Genomic DNA, 17100 nt, shown 5'->3' on the forward strand with positions numbered 1-17100 from the left:
ACTTCTCAGGCGACCATTTAGCGGCCGTAGCCTTTCAGGTTCGCCTTCTTCAATGCAGACTCATACTGACTGGACATCATCAGAGTTTGCACTTGAGCCATAAAGTCCATAATCACGACAACAACGATAAGCAGTGAGGTCCCACCGAAGTAGAACGGTACCTTCATTGCATCACGCATGAACTCCGGGATCAGGCAGATAAAAGTAATATAAAGCGCACCAACCAAAGTCAGGCGAGTCATTACTTTATCGATATACTTCGCCGTTTGCTCTCCCGGACGAATTCCTGGTACAAATGCACCGGACTTCTTCAGGTTATCTGCTGTTTCACGCGGGTTGAAAACCAACGCCGTGTAGAAGAAACAGAAGAAGATGATCGCAGACGCATAGAGTAACACATAAAGTGGTTGCCCAGGCTGCAAATACAGCGAAATTGTTGTCAGCCAGTTCCAACCAGTACCGCCCCCGAACCATGACGCGATGGTTGCCGGGAACAGAATAATACTGGAAGCGAAGATAGCCGGGATAACCCCCGCCATGTTCACTTTCAGCGGTAAATGTGTGCTCTGTGCAGCATAGACACGACGACCTTGTTGACGCTTAGCGTAGTTCACCACAATGCGGCGTTGACCACGTTCAACGAAGACAACAAAGAACGTCACTGCAAATACTAATACTGCAACCAACAGCAACAGGAGGAAGTGCAGGTCGCCTTGACGCGCTTGCTCGATAGTGTGGGCAATGGCTGGCGGGAGACCCGCAACGATACCAGCGAAGATAATGATTGAGATACCGTTACCGATACCACGCTCAGTAATCTGTTCGCCGAGCCACATCAGGAACATTGTTCCTGTGACCAGACTTACAACAGCGGTGAAATAGAATGCAAAGCCTGGGTTTAATACCAGGCCCTGCATACCAGGCATATTCGGAAGACCGGTAGCAATACCGATCGACTGGAATATTGCCAGCACCAGAGTGCCGTAACGGGTGTACTGGCTTATCTTACGACGTCCAGACTCCCCTTCTTTCTTCAGTTCTGCCAGGGCCGGATGAACGACCGTCAGCAGCTGGATAATAATCGATGCCGAAATATACGGCATGATACCCAGAGCGAAGATAGAAGCACGGCTGAGAGCACCACCAGAGAACATGTTAAACATTTCAATGATGGTGCCTCGCTGTTGCTCAAGCAGTTTGGCAAGTACAGCGGCATCGATACCAGGGATCGGAATAAAAGAGCCAACACGGAACACAATCAGCGCGCCGATAACAAACAGCAGTCTGCGTTTCAGCTCGCCAAATCCACCTTTGGCACTTTGAAAATCTAATCCCGGTTGCTTAGCCATCTGCTACTTATTCCTCAATTTTACCGCCAGCGGCTTCGATAGCAGCACGAGCACCTTTAGTAACACGCAGGCCACGAACAGTTACCGGAGTAGAAACTTCACCAGCCAGGATCACTTTCGCGAACTCGATCTGGATACCGATAATGTTTGCCGCTTTCAGCGTGTTCAGGTCTACAACGCCGCCTTCAACTTTCGCCAGGTCAGACAGACGGATTTCCGCTGTAATCGCTGCTTTGCGAGAAGTGAAGCCGAACTTCGGCAGACGACGGTACAGTGGCATCTGGCCACCCTCGAAACCGCGACGTACGCCACCGCCAGAACGAGAGTTCTGACCTTTGTGACCACGACCACCGGTTTTGCCGAGGCCAGAACCGATACCACGACCCAGGCGTTTACCCGCCTTTTTAGAGCCTTCGGCCGGAGACAGAGTATTTAAACGCATCTCTTACTCCTCAACTTTAACCATGAAGTAAACCGCGTTGACCATACCACGAACAGCGGGAGTATCCTCGCGCTCAACGGTATGACCAATACGACGCAGACCCAGGCCAAGCAGCGTTGCCTTGTGTTTCGGCAGACGACCGATTGCACTGCGGGTTTGAGTGATTTTAATAGTCTTTGCCATGGTCAATTACCCCAGAATTTCTTCAACGGATTTACCACGCTTGGCAGCGACCATTTCTGGAGAATTCATATTTTCCAGGCCATCAATAGTTGCACGAACCACGTTAATCGGGTTGGTGGAACCGTATGCTTTAGCCAGAACGTTATGAACCCCAGCAACTTCCAGAACGGCGCGCATTGCACCACCGGCGATGATACCGGTACCTTCTGAAGCTGGCTGCATGAATACACGAGAACCCGTGTGAACACCTTTAACTGGGTGCTGCAGGGTACCGTTGTTCAGCGCGACGTTAATCATATTGCGACGGGCTTTTTCCATCGCTTTCTGGATCGCTGCTGGAACTTCACGCGCTTTACCGTAACCAAAACCAACGCGACCGTTACCATCGCCAACTACAGTCAGAGCTGTGAAGGAGAAAATACGACCACCTTTAACGGTTTTAGATACGCGGTTAACCGCGATCAGCTTTTCCTGCAGTTCGCCAGCCTGTTTTTCGATGTGAGCCATCTTACACCTCTACCTTAGAACTGAAGGCCAGCTTCACGGGCAGCATCTGCCAGTGCCTGGACACGACCATGATATTGGAACCCGGAACGGTCAAAGGAAACATTGCTGATGCCTTTTTCCAGAGCGCGTTCTGCAACAGCTTTACCTACAGCTGCAGCGGCGTCTTTGTTACCGGTGTACTTCAATTGCTCTGCAATAGCTTTTTCTACAGTAGAAGCAGCTACCAGAACTTCAGAACCGTTTGGTGCAATGACCTGTGCGTAAATATGACGCGGGGTACGATGTACCACCAGGCGAGTTGCACCCAGCTCTTTGAGCTTGCGGCGTGCGCGGGTCGCACGACGGATACGAGCAGATTTCTTATCCATAGTGTTACCTTACTTCTTCTTAGCCTCTTTGGTACGCACGACTTCGTCGGCGTAACGAACACCCTTGCCTTTATAAGGCTCAGGACGACGGTAGGCGCGCAGATCTGCTGCAACCTGACCGATCAGCTGTTTATCAGCGCCTTTCAGCACGATTTCAGTCTGGGTCGGACATTCTGCAGTGATACCGGCCGGCAGCGGATGCTCAACAGGGTGTGAGAAGCCCAGAGACAGGCCTACTGCATTCCCTTTGATAGCTGCACGATAACCTACACCAACCAGTTGAAGCTTTTTAGTGAAGCCTTCGGTAACACCAACAACCATTGAGTTCAGCAGGGCACGCGCGGTACCAGCCTGAGCCCATCCATCCACGAAACCATCACGTGGACCGAAGGTCAGAGCATTATCTGCATGTTTAACTTCAACAGCTTTGTTGAGGGTACGAGTCAGCTCGCCGTTTTTACCTTTGATCGTAATAACCTGACCGTCGATTTTTACATCAACGCCGGCAGGAATAACGACCGGTGCTTTAGCAACACGAGACATTCTTTCCTCCGATTAGGCTACGTAGCAGATAATTTCGCCACCAAGACCAGCCTGGCGCGCTGCACGATCAGTCATAACACCTTTAGAGGTAGAAACAACTGCGATACCAAGACCAGCCATTACTTTAGGCAGCTCATCTTTTTTCTTATAGATGCGCAGACCTGGGCGGCTGACACGCTGAATGCTTTCTACAACAGCTTTACCCTGGAAATACTTGAGAGTAAGTTCCAGTTCCGGCTTGGTGTCGCCTTCAACTTTAAAATCTTCGATAAAACCTTCTTCCTTCAGCACGTTGGCAATTGCCACTTTCAGCTTGGCGGAAGGCATGGTGACCGCAACTTTGTTCGCGGCCTGACCGTTACGGATACGGGTCAGCATATCCGCGATCGGATCTTGCATGCTCATCTGTCTTTACTCCCGTGATTCAATTGGTAATTACCAGCTAGCCTTTTTCAAGCCTGGTACTTCACCGCGCATGGCGGCTTCACGCAGTTTGATACGGCTCAACCCAAACTTGCCCACATAACCATGTGGACGACCTGTTTGACGACAGCGGTTACGCTGACGAGACGGGCTGGAATCACGCGGCAGAGACTGCAGCTTGAGAACCGCATTCCAACGATCTTCGTCGGAAGCGTTCACATCAGAAATGATCGCTTTCAGTTCAGCGCGTTTAGCGAAGAATTTATCAGCTAAAGCTACGCGTTTTACTTCGCGTGCTTTCATTGATTGCTTAGCCATTCAGTAACCCTACCTTACTTGCGGAACGGGAAGTCAAAGGCAGCCAGCAGAGCACGGCCTTCTTCATCAGATTTCGCAGTAGTGGTAATGGTAATATCCAAACCACGCACGCGGTCGACTTTATCGTAGTCGATCTCTGGGAAGATGATCTGCTCACGGACACCCATGCTGTAGTTACCACGACCGTCGAAAGACTTAGCGGACAAGCCACGGAAGTCACGGATACGTGGTACAGCAATAGTGATCAGGCGCTCAAAGAACTCCCACATGCGTTCGCCACGCAGAGTTACTTTACAGCCGATCGGATAGCCCTGACGGATTTTGAAGCCTGCAACAGATTTGCGTGCTTTGGTGATCAGCGGTTTTTGACCGGAGATTGCTGTCAGGTCAGCTGCTGCGTTATCCAGCAGTTTCTTGTCAGCGATCGCTTCACCAACACCCATGTTCAGGGTGATCTTCTCGACCCGAGGGACTTGCATGACAGAATTGTAGTTAAACTCAGTCATGAGTTTGTTAACTACTTCGTCTTTGTAGTAATCATGCAGTTTCGCCATCGTACTACTCCAAATTACTTGATAGTTTCGCTGTTAGACTTGAAGAAACGGACTTTTTTCCCGTCTTCGAATCTAAAGCCTACACGGTCAGCCTTGCCGGTTGCCGCATTGAAGATTGCAACGTTAGAAACCTGAATAGCAGCTTCTTTTTCAACGATGCCGCCTGGTTGGTTCAGGGCCGGAACCGGCTTCTGATGTTTCTTAACCAGGTTGATACCTTCAACAATGACCTTGCCGGAAGACAGGACATTTTTTACTTTACCGCGTTTACCTTTATCTTTACCGGTTAACACGATAACTTCGTCATCACGACGGATTTTCGCTGCCATGATTCGCTCCTTAGAGTACTTCTGGTGCCAGAGAGATAATTTTCATGAACTTTTCAGTACGAAGTTCACGAGTTACCGGCCCAAAGATACGCGTGCCGATTGGCTGCTCACTGTTATTGTTCAAAATAACGCATGCATTACCATCGAAGCGAATGACAGAACCGTCAGGGCGACGAACACCCTTCTTGGTGCGCACCACTACCGCTTTCAGCACATCACCTTTTTTGACCTTACCACGTGGAATTGCTTCTTTGATGGTGATCTTGATGATGTCGCCTACGCCTGCGTAGCGACGGTGCGAGCCACCCAGAACCTTGATACACATTACGCGACGTGCACCGGAGTTGTCGGCGACGTTCAGCATAGTCTGTTCTTGGATCATTTTAGTGCTCCGCTAATGTCAACTACTACCTGAGACTCTAAAATCAGAGCCGTTAAAAAGCCCCATATCGAGGGCGCGGCATTATAACACCGCTTCTACAATATGGGTAGAAAAAATAAACGGCTCATCGCTGAGCCGTTTATTCGTATTGAGAATGCGTACTCTATTACAGAACCGCTTTCTCTACAACGCGAACCAGCGTCCAGGACTTAGTCTTGGACAGTGGACGGCATTCACGGATTTCAACCTTGTCGCCGATACCACATTCGTTGTTCTCGTCATGTACGTGCAGTTTGGTCGTACGTTTGATGAATTTACCGTAGATCGGGTGTTTCACAATACGTTCGATAGCTACAACGATGGATTTCTCCATTTTGTCGCTAACAACACGACCTTGCAGAGTACGGATTTTATCGGTCATTACGCACCCGCCTTCTGAGTCAGTAAAGTCTTAACGCGCGCAACATTGCGACGCACTTGCTTCAGCAGGTGAGTCTGTTGCAGCTGGCCACTTGCAGCCTGCATACGCAGGTTGAACTGCTCACGCAGCAGGTTCAGCAGCTCAGCGTTCAGCTCTTCAACGCTTTTTTCACGCAGCTCTTTTGCTTTCATTACATCACCGTCTTAGTTACAAAGGTGGTTTTGATAGGCAGTTTCGCTGCTGCCAGGCCGAAGGCTTCACGGGCCAGCTCTTCCGGAACGCCGTCCATTTCATAAAGGACTTTGCCCGGTTGGATCAAGGCAACCCAGTACTCCACGTTACCTTTACCTTTACCCATACGAACTTCCAGCGGCTTCTCGGTGATCGGTTTGTCCGGGAATACACGGATCCAGATCTTACCTTGACGCTTAACTGCACGGGTCATTGCACGACGTGCTGCTTCGATCTGACGTGCAGTCAGACGACCACGGCCAACAGCTTTCAGACCGAAAGTGCCGAAGCTAACATCCGTACCCTGCGCCAGACCACGGTTGCGGCCTTTGTGCACTTTACGGAATTTTGTACGCTTTGGTTGTAACATCAGCGACGCTCCTTATTTACGGCCTTTACGCTGCTGCTTTTTAGGTTGAGCAGCCGGTTTTTCCGGTTGTTCAACAGCAGCCATACCACCCAGGATCTCACCTTTGAAGATCCATACCTTAACGCCGATTACACCGTAAGTGGTGTGCGCTTCAGAGGTGTTGTAGTCGATGTCAGCACGCAGAGTGTGCAGCGGTACGCGACCTTCGCGGTACCATTCGGTACGTGCGATTTCCGCGCCGCCCAGACGGCCGCTAACTTCAACTTTGATACCCTTAGCGCCCAGACGCATTGCGTTCTGTACAGCACGCTTCATAGCACGACGGAACATAACACGACGTTCCAGCTGTGAAGTGATGCTGTCAGCAACCAATTTAGCGTCCAGTTCAGGCTTACGAACTTCAGCGATATTGATCTGTGCAGGAACGCCAGCGATATCCGCTACGACCTTGCGCAGTTTTTCTACGTCTTCGCCTTTCTTACCGATAACGATGCCAGGACGAGCAGTGTGAATGGTTACACGAATGCTCTTAGCTGGACGCTCGATAACGATACGAGATACAGACGCTTTAGCCAGTTCCTTAGTCAGGTACTGACGTACTTTAAAATCGCTGTCCAGGTTGTCAGCGAATTCTTTGGTGTTCGCAAACCAGGTAGAGTTCCATGGTTTTACAATACCCAGGCGAATACCATTAGGATGTACTTTCTGACCCATTGCTAGTCTCCAGAGTCTCAGCGATCGGACACAACCACAGTAATGTGGCTGGTGCGCTTCAGGATGCGATCTGCACGACCTTTCGCACGCGGCATAATGCGCTTCATGCTTGGGCCTTCATCTACGAAAATTTTCGCGACTTTCAGATCGTCGATGTCAGCGCCATCGTTGTGTTCAGCGTTAGCAATGGCAGATTCCAGTACTTTCTTGACCAATACCGCAGCTTTCTTGTTGGTATAGGTCAGGATGTCCAGGGCCTGCGACACTTTCTTACCGCGAATCAGGTCAGCAACAAGGCGAACCTTCTGAGCAGAAGAACGAGCATGGCGATGTTGAGCTAAAGTTTCCATCTCTTCCTCCTACCTTATTTCTTCTTCGCTTTTTTATCAGCAGCGTGGCCGCGATAAGTACGAGTCGGTGCGAATTCACCCAGTTTGTGACCAACCATTTCGTCGGTAACAAAGACTGGAACGTGCTGACGACCATTATGGACAGCGATGGTCAAACCGATCATGTTAGGAAAGATCGTTGAACGACGGGACCAAGTGCGCAGGGGCTTCTTGTCTCCGCTTTCCACCGCTTTCTCTACCTTCTTCAGCAAGTGCAGGTCAATAAAAGGACCTTTCTTGAGAGAACGTGGCATGGCTTATCCTCTAAAATTATTTGCTACGGCGACGTACGATAAATTTATCAGTACGCTTGTTGCTGCGGGTCTTCTTACCTTTGGTCTGAACGCCCCACGGAGTTACCGGGTGCTTACCAAAGTTACGACCTTCACCACCACCATGTGGGTGGTCTACTGGGTTCATCGCAGTACCGCGAACGGTAGGACGAACACCACGCCAGCGTGCAGCACCAGCTTTACCCAGAACGCGCAGCATATGCTCAGCATTGCCAACTTCGCCCAGAGTAGCGCGGCAATCTGCTTCGACTTTACGCATTTCACCAGAACGCAGACGCAGGGTGACATAAGCACCGTCACGAGCAACGATCTGAACGTAAGTACCCGCGGAACGCGCCAGCTGACCGCCTTTACCTGGTTTCATTTCTACGTTATGAACGGTAGAACCAACCGGGATATTGCGCATCGGCAGGGTGTTGCCTGCTTTGATTGCAGCATCAACGCCAGACTGAATCTGGTCGCCAGCTTTCAGGCCTTTAGGGGCCAGGATGTAACGGCGTTCACCGTCTTTGTACAGAACCAGCGCGATGTTCGCGGAACGGTTCGGATCGTACTCAAGACGTTCAACAACTGCTGGGATACCGTCTTTGTTGCGTTTGAAGTCAACAATACGATAAGCCTGCTTGTGGCCACCACCGATGTGACGAGTGGTGATACGGCCATTGTTGTTACGACCACCGGATTTGCTGTTTTTTTCCAGCAACGGAGCAAAAGGTTTGCCCTTGTGCAGCTCAGGGTTAACCACTTTAACTACGTGGCGACGACCCGGAGATGTCGGTTTACATTTAACAACTGCCATTGTATTACTCCTCCGACTTACTCAGCGCCGCCAACGAAGTCCAGGTTCTGGCCTTCTTTAAGGGTGACGTAAGCTTTTTTCCAGTCGCTACGACGACCGATACGCTGTCCGTGACGTTTAACTTTCCCTTTAACAACCAGGGTGTTAACGACTTCGACTTCGACTTCAAACAGTTTCTGCACAGCAGCTTTGATCTCTGCTTTGGTCGCGTCTTTAGCAACTTTGAGAACGATGGTGTTTGTTTTTTCCATCGCAGTAGACGCTTTTTCAGAAACGTGCGGTGCGCGAAGCACCTTCAGCAGACGTTCTTCACGAATCATGCCAGCATCTCCTCAACTTGCTTAACAGCATCAGCAGTCATTACGACTTTGTCGAAGGCGATCAGGCTAACCGGGTCGATACCAGTCGCATCGCGTACGTCAACCTTGTGCAGGTTACGTGCGGCCAGGAACAGGTTCTCGTCCAGCTCACCGGTGATGATCAGCACATCTTCCAGAGCCATGTCTTTCAGTTTCTGTGCCAGCAGCTTAGTTTTAGGCGCTTCTACAGAGAACTTCTCGACAACGATCAGACGATCCTGACGTACCAGTTCGGACAGAATGCTTTTCAGCGCGCCGCGGTACATCTTTTTGTTAACTTTTTGACTGTGGTCCTGTGGACGCGCAGCGAAGGTCACGCCACCTGAACGCCAGATCGGGCTCTTGATAGAACCTGAACGCGCACGGCCGGTACCTTTCTGGCGCCATGGCTTTTTGCCAGAACCAGTTACTTCAGCACGAGTCTTCTGAGCACGAGTACCCTGACGAGCACCAGCTGCATAAGCAACAACAACCTGGTGAACCAGCGCTTCGTTGAAATCACGACCGAAGGTAGTTTCGGAAACAGTCAGCGCGCTCTGCGCGTCTTTCAATACTAATTCCATTGCTATCCCCTTACGCCTTCACAGCTGGTTTAACGATCAGGTCGCTACCGGTAGCACCCGGAACAGCACCCTTAACCAGCAGCAGGTTGCGCTCAGCGTCAACACGTACTACGTCCAGGCTCTGAACGGTTACACGTTCGTTACCCAGCTGACCTGCCATTTTCTTGCCTTTGAACACTTTGCCCGGAGTCTGGTTCTGACCGATAGAACCCGGAACGCGGTGAGACAAGGAGTTACCGTGAGTAGCGTCCTGGGTACGGAAGTTCCAGCGCTTAACGGTACCAGCAAAACCTTTACCTTTAGAGGTACCGGTTACGTCAACTTTTTTAACGTCAGCAAACAGCTCAACGCTAATGTCTTGACCTACGGTGAACTCTTCGCCTTCAGCAAGACGGAATTCCCACAGACCACGGCCAGCTTCAACGCCAGCTTTAGCGAAGTGACCCGCTTCTGGTTTGGTTACACGGTTAGCTTTTTTAGCACCGGTGGTAACTTGAACAGCGCGGTAGCCATCGTTAGCCAGATCTTTAACCTGAGTAACGCGGTTTGCTTCAACTTCGATTACGGTTACTGGGATAGAAACGCCATCTTCAGTGAAGATGCGGGTCATTCCCACTTTTTTACCGACTAAACCAATCATTGTTTCAACCTCTCAATCGCTCGATGACCTGATTAACCCAGGCTGATCTGCACGTCTACACCGGCAGCCAGATCCAGACGCATCAGAGCATCAACGGTTTTCTCAGTTGGCTCAACGATGTCAACCAGACGCTTGTGAGTGCGGATTTCGTACTGATCACGCGCATCTTTGTTAACGTGCGGAGAGATCAGAACGGTAAAGCGCTCTTTGCGGGTCGGCAGCGGGATCGGACCACGGACTTGCGCACCAGTGCGCTTAGCAGTCTCGACGATTTCCGCGGTTGATTGATCGATCAGACGATGATCAAACGCTTTAAGGCGGATACGGATTCTTTGGTTCTGCATGAGACCAGAGCTCCAATTATTTTATAAACGAAAATGATTACTCCTCAAACCCATTACGATTGATGGGAGAGTGTAACCGTTCTTACGTAGCTCCCCGATTGGGAGCATTGTTGAGTAACAAAATTAGCTACTCCGGTTCAGATTGAACCCGCCGTCAACTACGACAAGCCCGCGCATTATACGTAAATCTGAGCAAGACGCAAGTGCCGTTTAGAAATTAAGCGCCAAAGACATGCGATGCGTAGGGCATTCCATTATTTGCAGCAACCTGTCTGCTTTCATCTCTTCTTATGAACCCCTCACGCAATTCCTGTGTTCGGACGTTGCTGGCCTTGCATCATGAGAAGAGTATGCACCAAACATCTTTGAGGCTTTGCGTATGCTGACTCCCCTCCCCTTTCTGCTCGTTTACTTCACACTCTCCGGTTTACTGGTACGTGAAGATATTCGTTCCGGCCTTCTCCCGGATAAATACCTCTGTCCCCTCTTATGGACCGGCCTGCTCTTCCAGCGTTGCCTTCATCCTGACTTTCTTTCGAACGCAGTGACTGGCGCGATGGCAGGGTATGTGAGCTTTGCGATTATCTACTGGGGCTACCGGCTTCTGACTGGACGTGAAGGGATGGGCTATGGCGATGTGAAATATCTTTCGGCACTGGGGGCGTGGCACGGTTGGCACATATTGCCCGCACTGGTGTTAACCGCCGCATTGGTGGCGCTTCTTTATCAGCTCATTCTCGCTTTACCGGCTCCTGATAAACAGGCATTAAAAAACCCACTGCCTTTTGGGCCATTTCTGGCGGCAGCGGGTTTAAGCGTTGGCTGGCAGACGCTGTTTAGTCAGCCACTTTAATCTGGGATTGAAGATAATTCTGCAGACCAATTTTACTGATGAGATCCAGCTCAGTTTCAAGCCAGTCGATATGCCCTTCTTCATCGGCCAGAATCTGGATCATCATATCGCGGCTGACGTAGTCATGAACACTGTCCGCATAGGCAATGGCTTCGCGGAGATCTTTTGCGCCTTCAAGCTCGAGCCTGAGGTCGGACCGAAGCATCTCTTCAACATCTTCACCGATGCCGAGTTTGCCGAGATCCTGCAGGTTAGGAATGCCTTCAAGGAATAAAATACGCTCGATGTATTTATCGGCATGTTTCATCTCATCGATGGATTCATGGTATTCAACATCGTTGAGGCGCATCAGGCCCCAGTTTTTGAACATTCTCGCATGGAGAAAATACTGATTGATCGCGACAAGCTCATTTCCCAATAATTTATTGAGATAACTTATGATTTTAACATCACCTTTCATTATATAGTCCCTCCGCTTCCACTCATTGAAGCGTAGATCGGGCTACAGGGATGTCAAAAAAAAGATGGGCGCTTACGCAATCTCTTTGTATTCCGGGATCTGCATCAATTCGTCCTGCATGATCTCACGTGCAGCACGTACACATTTACCGCATTGATTTCCCACTGGAACAAATTTGCGAAGCTGCTGGAAGGACTGTGGCTGAAACTGGCGAACGGCCTGACGTATTTTTTTGTCGCTTACACCATTACATAAACAAACGTACATAAAGACTCCCGTTCAAAATATGCGCAAAGTGTAAGTGAGAATGGTTATGATTACAATAGCACAAACACCCGTATACGGGGCGGGAGAGGACGAAAAATGCGAAAATTTGTGACAGACACATAACGGCAGAAAACAAAAAAGGACGCCGAAGCGTCCTTTTTTAATTCAGGGATAAGTAATTAGCCCAGAACTTTAGCAACAACGCCCGCGCCAACGGTACGGCCGCCTTCACGGATTGCGAAACGCAGACCGTCGTCCATCGCGATTGGGTGGATCAGAGTCACAACCATCTTGATGTTGTCGCCTGGCATTACCATCTCAACGCCTTCTGGCAGTTCGATGGTACCGGTCACGTCAGTTGTACGGAAGTAGAACTGTGGACGGTAGCCTTTGAAGAACGGAGTATGACGGCCGCCTTCGTCTTTGGACAGGATATACACTTCAGATTCGAACTTGGTGTGTGGCTTGATTGAGCCTGGCTTAGCCAGTACCTGACCACGTTCGATTTCTTCACGTTTGATACCACGCAGCAGAACACCTACGTTCTCACCAGCACGGCCTTCGTCCAGCAGTTTGCGGAACATTTCAACGCCAGTACAGGTAGACTTAGCAGTCTCTTTGATACCAACGATTTCAACTTCTTCGCCAACTTTGATGATACCGCGCTCAACACGACCGGTAACAACGGTACCACGACCGGAGATGGAGAATACGTCTTCGATTGGCAGCAGGAACGGCTTGTCAATCGCACGCTCTGGTTCTGGGATGTAAGAATCCAGGAAGCCAGCCAGTTCGATGATTTTCTCTTCCCACTCTGCTTCGCCTTCCAGCGCTTTCAGCGCGGAACCACGAACGATTGGAGTGTCGTCGCCTGGGAAATCGTACTGAGACAGCAGTTCACGAACTTCCATCTCTACCAGTTCCAGCAGCTCTTCGTCATCAACCATGTCACATTTGTTCAGGAACACGATGATGTAAGGAACGCCTACCTGACGACCCAGCAGGATGTGCTCACGAGTCTGAGGCATTGGGCCGTCAGTCGCAGCAACAACCAGGATCGCGCCGTCCATCTGCGCAGCACCGGTGATCATGTTTTTAACATAGTCGGCGTGGCCTGGGCAGTCTACGTGTGCGTAGTGGCGAGTCGGGGTGTCATATTCAACGTGAGAAGTGTTGATGGTGATACCACGCGCTTTTTCTTCTGGTGCGTTATCGATCTGGTCGAATGCACGAGCAGCACCGCCGTAGGTTTTAGCCAGTACGGTAGTGATTGCAGCGGTCAGGGTAGTTTTACCATGGTCAACGTGGCCGATAGTACCAACGTTGACGTGCGGTTTTGTACGTTCAAATTTTTCTTTAGACACGGCTATATTCCTTACTATAGTGCTCTCCCCTTCGGAGAGAGCACGGGACTTAGGTTTTAATCCTGTGGATTACTTACCACGGGCTTCGATAACGGCCTGAGCAACGTTGTTAGGCGCATCATCATACTTCAGGAATTCCATGGTGTATGATGCACGACCTTTGGTCAGAGAACGCAGCTGAGTTGCATATCCGAACATTTCAGACAGCGGAACTTCAGCATGGATCTTAACGCCAGTTACTTCGGATTCCTGACCGCGCAGCATACCGCGACGACGGCTCAAGTCACCGATAACGTCACCGGTGTTCTCTTCAGGAGTCTCTACTTCAACCTTCATGATTGGCTCAAGCAGAACTGGTTTTGCTTTCTTAAAGCCTTCTTTAAAGGCAATAGACGCAGCCAGTTTAAACGCCAGTTCAGAGGAGTCAACGTCGTGGTAAGAACCGAAGTGCAGACGGACACCCATGTCAACAACCGGATAGCCAGCCAGAGGGCCCGCTTTCAGCTGTTCCTGGATACCTTTATCAACGGCTGGGATGTATTCGCCAGGAATTACACCACCTTTGATGTCGTTGATGAACTCGTAACCTTTAGGGTTAGAGCCCGGCTCCAGTGGGTACATGTCGATCACAACGTGACCGTACTGACCGCGACCACCAGACTGCTTAGCGTGTTTACCTTCAACATCGGTAACTTTCGCACGAATCGCTTCGCGGTAAGCAACCTGAGGTTTACCCACGTTCGCTTCAACGTTGAATTCACGCTTCATACGGTCAACGATGATGTCCAGGTGCAGTTCACCCATACCAGCGATGATGGTCTGGTTAGATTCTTCATCAGTCCATACGCGGAATGATGGGTCTTCTTTCGCCAGACGGCCCAGAGCCAGACCCATTTTTTCCTGGTCAGCTTTGGTTTTTGGTTCAACCGCGATGGAGATTACCGGCTCAGGGAATTCCATACGCTCCAGAATGATCGGGTGATCCGGGTCACACAGGGTGTCACCAGTAGTCACGTCTTTCAGACCGATTGCTGCAGCGATGTCGCCCGCACGAACTTCTTTGATCTCTTCACGTTTGTTAGCGTGCATCTGTACGATACGGCCAAAACGTTCACGCGCCGTTTTCACGGAGTTCAGGATGGTGTCACCGGAGTTAACCACACCAGAGTAAACGCGGAAGAAGGTCAGGTTACCCACGAATGGGTCGGTAGCAATTTTGAACGCCAGTGCAGAGAACGGCTCTTCGTCGCTTGCGTGACGTTCAGCCGGAGTATCTTTACCGTCGTCCAGGATGCCGTTGATCGCAGGAACGTCAACCGGGGATGGCAGGTAATCAATTACCGCATCCAGCATCGCCTGAACACCTTTGTTCTTGAATGCAGAACCACAGGTTACCAGGATGATTTCGTTGTTCAGAACACGCTGACGCAGAGCTTTTTTGATCTCTTCTTCAGTCAGTTCTTCACCACCCAGGTATTTCTCCATCAGCTCTTCAGAAGCTTCAGCAGCGGATTCGATCAGGTTCTGGTGCCATTCGTCAGCCAGGTCCTGCATCTCAGCTGGGATATCTTCGTATTCGAAGGTAACGCCCTGGTCTGCATCGTTCCAGTTGATGGCTTTCATTTTCACCAGGTCGATAACGCCGGTGAAGCCTTCTTCAGCACCAATTGCCAGCTGCAGCGGAACAGGGTTCGCGCCCAGACGGGATTTGATCTGACCAACAACTTTCAGGAAGTTAGCACCCATACGGTCCATTTTGTTAACGAACGCGATGCGTGGAACTTTATATTTGTTCGCCTGACGCCATACGGTCTCAGACTGTGGCTGAACACCACCAACTGCGCAATAAACCATTACCGCGCCGTCAAGAACACGCATGGAACGTTCTACTTCGATGGTGAAGTCAACGTGCCCTGGGGTGTCGATGATGTTAACGCGATGCGGTTCGTACTGCTTAGCCATACCTGACCAGAATGCAGTAGTCGCTGCGGAGGTGATAGTAATACCACGCTCCTGCTCCTGTTCCATCCAGTCCATGGTGGCTGCGCCGTCATGAACTTCACCGATTTTATGGTTTACACCGGTGTAGAACAGAATACGTTCGGTAGTAGTGGTCTTACCGGCGTCGATGTGCGCACTGATACCAATGTTACGGTAACGTGCGATGGGTGTTGTACGAGCCATTTGATTCCTCGTTTGTTTCTTTAGGCGTTCAGTTAAGTAACCCAGGACGGGCAGCTTCGCTGAAGCGCCCGCCTGGTGACTAATACTCCGAAGGGATTACCAACGGTAGTGTGCGAACGCCTTGTTGGCTTCTGCCATACGGTGAACGTCTTCACGTTTCTTAACTGCAGTACCTTTGTTTTCTGCAGCATCAGAAAGTTCGTTCGCCAGACGCAGAGCCATGGATTTATCACCGCGTTTACGAGCAGCTTCAACGATCCAACGCATTGCCAGAGCATTACGACGAACCGGACGAACTTCAACTGGAACCTGATAAGTAGAACCACCAACGCGGCGAGACTTAACTTCTACAGTCGGGCGCACGTTGTCGAGAGCGACTTCGAAAGCTTCCAGTTCATTTTTACCAGAGCGCTGAGCCAGGGTCTCCAGCGCGCTGTATACGATTGCTTCTGCAGTAGATTTTTTACCATCTACCATCAGGATATTTACAAATTTTGCCAGCAGTTCTGATCCGAATTTCGGATCTGGAAGAATTTTACGCTGACCAATGACGCGACGACGTGGCATGGGAATACTCCGTTGTTAATTCAGGATTGTCCAAAACTCTACGAGTTTAGTTTGACATTAAGATAAATCAGTTTGGCCTTACTTAACGGAGAACCATTAAGCCTTAGGACGCTTCACGCCGTACTTGGAGCGAGCCTGCTTACGGTCTTTAACACCTGAGCAGTCCAGCGCACCACGAACGGTGTGGTAACGAACACCCGGAAGGTCTTTAACACGACCACCACGGATCAGGATCACGGAGTGCTCCTGCAGGTTGTGACCTTCACCACCGATGTAGGAAGTCACTTCGAAACCGTTAGTCAAACGCACACGGCATACTTTACGCAGTGCGGAGTTTGGTTTTTTAGGAGTGGTGGTATATACACGAGTACATACGCCACGTTTCTGCGGGCAGGCTTCCAGTGCAGGCACGTTGCTTTTTGCAACTTTGCGCGCACGTGGTTTGCGTACCAGCTGGTTAACTGTTGCCATTAAATAGCTCCTGGTTTTAGCTTTTGCTTCGTAAACACGTAATAAAACGACCTCATACAATATGAGGACGCGAAATTTTAGGGCTACGTCGAAAAGGTGTCAAGAAATATACAGCGATCTCGGATCACCAGTTCATTTGACTGGCGTGCGTCACAGTAAGATTGACGAAATCAGTATAGCCAACCACGTCAATTTTGGCTGAAATTTGACCAGAAAGACCTCGCGCCTCAAGATCGTCTTTCAGCGCAGAGACGGATATGGGGGCATTGCTGAGAATTTCAACGAAACGACTCCCTTCAAGCGCAGCCAGTACGCCATCCTGAATCAGCAGCAGGTCATCACCTTCGCGCAGCATGCTCAGTAATGCGTCGATATCACAATGCCACGGTGAACGGCTCAGGGTATGGAGCATG

30 protein-coding genes are annotated in these 17100 nt (G+C 50.3%); 1 reads left to right on the plus strand and 29 read right to left on the minus strand.

Going from position 1 to position 17100, the window contains the following annotated elements:
* Positions 1-17 precede the first annotated feature (17 nt).
* The 22 genes from secY to rpsJ all read right to left on the minus strand — a co-directional run bounded on the left by secY (position 18) and on the right by rpsJ (position 10521).
* Positions 18-1349, minus strand: a complete 1332-nt coding sequence (secY, locus tag ACMGG3_RS16170; RefSeq protein WP_014171896.1) for a preprotein translocase subunit SecY — start codon at positions 1347-1349, stop codon at positions 18-20.
* Positions 1350-1356: 7 nt separating this feature from the next.
* Complete coding sequence (gene rplO / locus ACMGG3_RS16175) at positions 1357-1791, minus strand: 50S ribosomal protein L15 (RefSeq protein ID WP_003863304.1); 435 nt, start codon at positions 1789-1791, stop codon at positions 1357-1359.
* Positions 1792-1794: 3 nt separating this feature from the next.
* Complete coding sequence (rpmD, locus tag ACMGG3_RS16180; protein WP_003863301.1) at positions 1795-1974, minus strand: 50S ribosomal protein L30; 180 nt, start codon at positions 1972-1974, stop codon at positions 1795-1797.
* A 6-nt stretch (positions 1975-1980) separates the two neighbouring features.
* Positions 1981-2481 (minus strand): 30S ribosomal protein S5, encoded by a 501-nt coding sequence (rpsE, locus tag ACMGG3_RS16185; RefSeq protein ID WP_003863299.1) that lies wholly within the window; start codon positions 2479-2481, stop codon positions 1981-1983.
* 14 nt (positions 2482-2495) lie between these two features.
* Positions 2496-2849, minus strand: a complete 354-nt coding sequence (gene rplR, locus ACMGG3_RS16190) for a 50S ribosomal protein L18 (protein ID WP_013099023.1) — start codon at positions 2847-2849, stop codon at positions 2496-2498.
* Positions 2850-2858: 9 nt separating this feature from the next.
* Positions 2859-3392, minus strand: coding sequence for a 50S ribosomal protein L6 (gene rplF, locus ACMGG3_RS16195; protein WP_003863296.1), 534 nt, complete (start codon positions 3390-3392; stop codon positions 2859-2861).
* 12 nt (positions 3393-3404) lie between these two features.
* Entirely contained in the window at positions 3405-3797 is a 393-nt protein-coding gene (rpsH, locus tag ACMGG3_RS16200; RefSeq protein WP_006178918.1) for a 30S ribosomal protein S8, read from the minus strand.
* 30 nt (positions 3798-3827) lie between these two features.
* A complete protein-coding gene (rpsN, locus tag ACMGG3_RS16205; RefSeq protein WP_003863291.1) occupies positions 3828-4133 on the minus strand; it encodes a 30S ribosomal protein S14 in 306 nt (101 codons plus the stop codon).
* 14 nt (positions 4134-4147) lie between these two features.
* Positions 4148-4687 carry a 50S ribosomal protein L5 gene (gene rplE / locus ACMGG3_RS16210; protein WP_001096206.1) on the minus strand — a complete coding sequence of 180 codons (540 nt, stop codon included), beginning with the start codon at positions 4685-4687 and terminating at the stop codon, positions 4148-4150.
* Positions 4688-4701: 14 nt separating this feature from the next.
* Positions 4702-5016 (minus strand): 50S ribosomal protein L24, encoded by a 315-nt coding sequence (rplX, locus tag ACMGG3_RS16215; RefSeq protein WP_000729185.1) that lies wholly within the window; start codon positions 5014-5016, stop codon positions 4702-4704.
* Between the two features lie 10 nt (positions 5017-5026).
* On the minus strand, positions 5027-5398 hold the full coding sequence (rplN, locus tag ACMGG3_RS16220) for a 50S ribosomal protein L14 (protein ID WP_002919748.1): 372 nt from the start codon (positions 5396-5398) through the stop codon (positions 5027-5029).
* Positions 5399-5564: 166 nt separating this feature from the next.
* On the minus strand, positions 5565-5819 hold the full coding sequence (gene rpsQ / locus ACMGG3_RS16225) for a 30S ribosomal protein S17 (RefSeq protein WP_008503489.1): 255 nt from the start codon (positions 5817-5819) through the stop codon (positions 5565-5567).
* Complete coding sequence (gene rpmC, locus ACMGG3_RS16230; protein ID WP_003863282.1) at positions 5819-6010, minus strand: 50S ribosomal protein L29; 192 nt, start codon at positions 6008-6010, stop codon at positions 5819-5821. The genes rpsQ and rpmC overlap by 1 nt, the downstream gene beginning before the upstream one ends.
* A complete protein-coding gene (gene rplP, locus ACMGG3_RS16235) occupies positions 6010-6420 on the minus strand; it encodes a 50S ribosomal protein L16 (protein ID WP_002919759.1) in 411 nt (136 codons plus the stop codon). The genes rpmC and rplP overlap by 1 nt, the downstream gene beginning before the upstream one ends.
* Positions 6421-6432: 12 nt before the next feature.
* Positions 6433-7134 carry a 30S ribosomal protein S3 gene (gene rpsC, locus ACMGG3_RS16240; protein WP_000529945.1) on the minus strand — a complete coding sequence of 234 codons (702 nt, stop codon included), beginning with the start codon at positions 7132-7134 and terminating at the stop codon, positions 6433-6435.
* Positions 7135-7151: 17 nt separating this feature from the next.
* Complete coding sequence (rplV, locus tag ACMGG3_RS16245) at positions 7152-7484, minus strand: 50S ribosomal protein L22 (protein ID WP_002919773.1); 333 nt, start codon at positions 7482-7484, stop codon at positions 7152-7154.
* Positions 7485-7498: 14 nt separating this feature from the next.
* On the minus strand, positions 7499-7777 hold the full coding sequence (gene rpsS / locus ACMGG3_RS16250; protein WP_001138117.1) for a 30S ribosomal protein S19: 279 nt from the start codon (positions 7775-7777) through the stop codon (positions 7499-7501).
* Positions 7778-7793: 16 nt separating this feature from the next.
* Positions 7794-8615 (minus strand): 50S ribosomal protein L2, encoded by an 822-nt coding sequence (gene rplB, locus ACMGG3_RS16255; protein ID WP_000301859.1) that lies wholly within the window; start codon positions 8613-8615, stop codon positions 7794-7796.
* A 17-nt stretch (positions 8616-8632) separates the two neighbouring features.
* Positions 8633-8935: a 50S ribosomal protein L23 gene (rplW, locus tag ACMGG3_RS16260; protein WP_000617546.1), complete on the minus strand. Its 303-nt coding sequence runs from the start codon at positions 8933-8935 to the stop codon at positions 8633-8635.
* The gene (rplD, locus tag ACMGG3_RS16265) at positions 8932-9537 is read right to left on the minus strand and encodes a 50S ribosomal protein L4 (RefSeq protein ID WP_000424395.1); all 606 of its coding nucleotides are present in this window, start codon (positions 9535-9537) and stop codon (positions 8932-8934) included. The genes rplW and rplD overlap by 4 nt, the downstream gene beginning before the upstream one ends.
* Before the next feature lie 10 nt (positions 9538-9547).
* Entirely contained in the window at positions 9548-10177 is a 630-nt protein-coding gene (gene rplC / locus ACMGG3_RS16270) for a 50S ribosomal protein L3 (RefSeq protein ID WP_006178923.1), read from the minus strand.
* 32 nt (positions 10178-10209) lie between these two features.
* Complete coding sequence (gene rpsJ / locus ACMGG3_RS16275; RefSeq protein ID WP_001181005.1) at positions 10210-10521, minus strand: 30S ribosomal protein S10; 312 nt, start codon at positions 10519-10521, stop codon at positions 10210-10212.
* A 379-nt stretch (positions 10522-10900) separates the two neighbouring features.
* Between rpsJ and ACMGG3_RS16280 the strand changes: the two genes are divergently transcribed.
* Positions 10901-11374: a prepilin peptidase gene (locus ACMGG3_RS16280; RefSeq protein WP_414149314.1), complete on the plus strand. Its 474-nt coding sequence runs from the start codon at positions 10901-10903 to the stop codon at positions 11372-11374.
* On the opposite strand, the gene bfr is transcribed toward ACMGG3_RS16280, so the two are convergent.
* The 7 genes from bfr to tusB form a co-directional block, all read right to left on the minus strand.
* Positions 11358-11834, minus strand: coding sequence for a bacterioferritin (bfr, locus tag ACMGG3_RS16285; protein WP_014171902.1), 477 nt, complete (start codon positions 11832-11834; stop codon positions 11358-11360). The genes ACMGG3_RS16280 and bfr overlap by 17 nt on opposite strands.
* Positions 11835-11906: 72 nt before the next feature.
* Positions 11907-12101, minus strand: coding sequence for a bacterioferritin-associated ferredoxin (gene bfd, locus ACMGG3_RS16290; RefSeq protein ID WP_008503493.1), 195 nt, complete (start codon positions 12099-12101; stop codon positions 11907-11909).
* Positions 12102-12280: 179 nt separating this feature from the next.
* Positions 12281-13465, minus strand: coding sequence for an elongation factor Tu (tuf, locus tag ACMGG3_RS16295; protein ID WP_014171903.1), 1185 nt, complete (start codon positions 13463-13465; stop codon positions 12281-12283).
* Between the two features lie 69 nt (positions 13466-13534).
* Complete coding sequence (fusA, locus tag ACMGG3_RS16300; protein ID WP_014171904.1) at positions 13535-15649, minus strand: elongation factor G; 2115 nt, start codon at positions 15647-15649, stop codon at positions 13535-13537.
* Between the two features lie 96 nt (positions 15650-15745).
* Positions 15746-16216, minus strand: a complete 471-nt coding sequence (gene rpsG / locus ACMGG3_RS16305) for a 30S ribosomal protein S7 (protein ID WP_003861706.1) — start codon at positions 16214-16216, stop codon at positions 15746-15748.
* Between the two features lie 96 nt (positions 16217-16312).
* On the minus strand, positions 16313-16687 hold the full coding sequence (gene rpsL, locus ACMGG3_RS16310) for a 30S ribosomal protein S12 (RefSeq protein WP_000246815.1): 375 nt from the start codon (positions 16685-16687) through the stop codon (positions 16313-16315).
* Between the two features lie 124 nt (positions 16688-16811).
* On the minus strand, positions 16812-17099 hold the full coding sequence (gene tusB / locus ACMGG3_RS16315) for a sulfurtransferase complex subunit TusB (RefSeq protein ID WP_014171906.1): 288 nt from the start codon (positions 17097-17099) through the stop codon (positions 16812-16814).
* Position 17100: the final 1 nt, after the last annotated feature.

This window comes from Enterobacter sp. BNK-18 (genome assembly GCF_047456135.1).
Lineage (GTDB): Bacteria > Pseudomonadota > Gammaproteobacteria > Enterobacterales > Enterobacteriaceae > Enterobacter > Enterobacter ludwigii.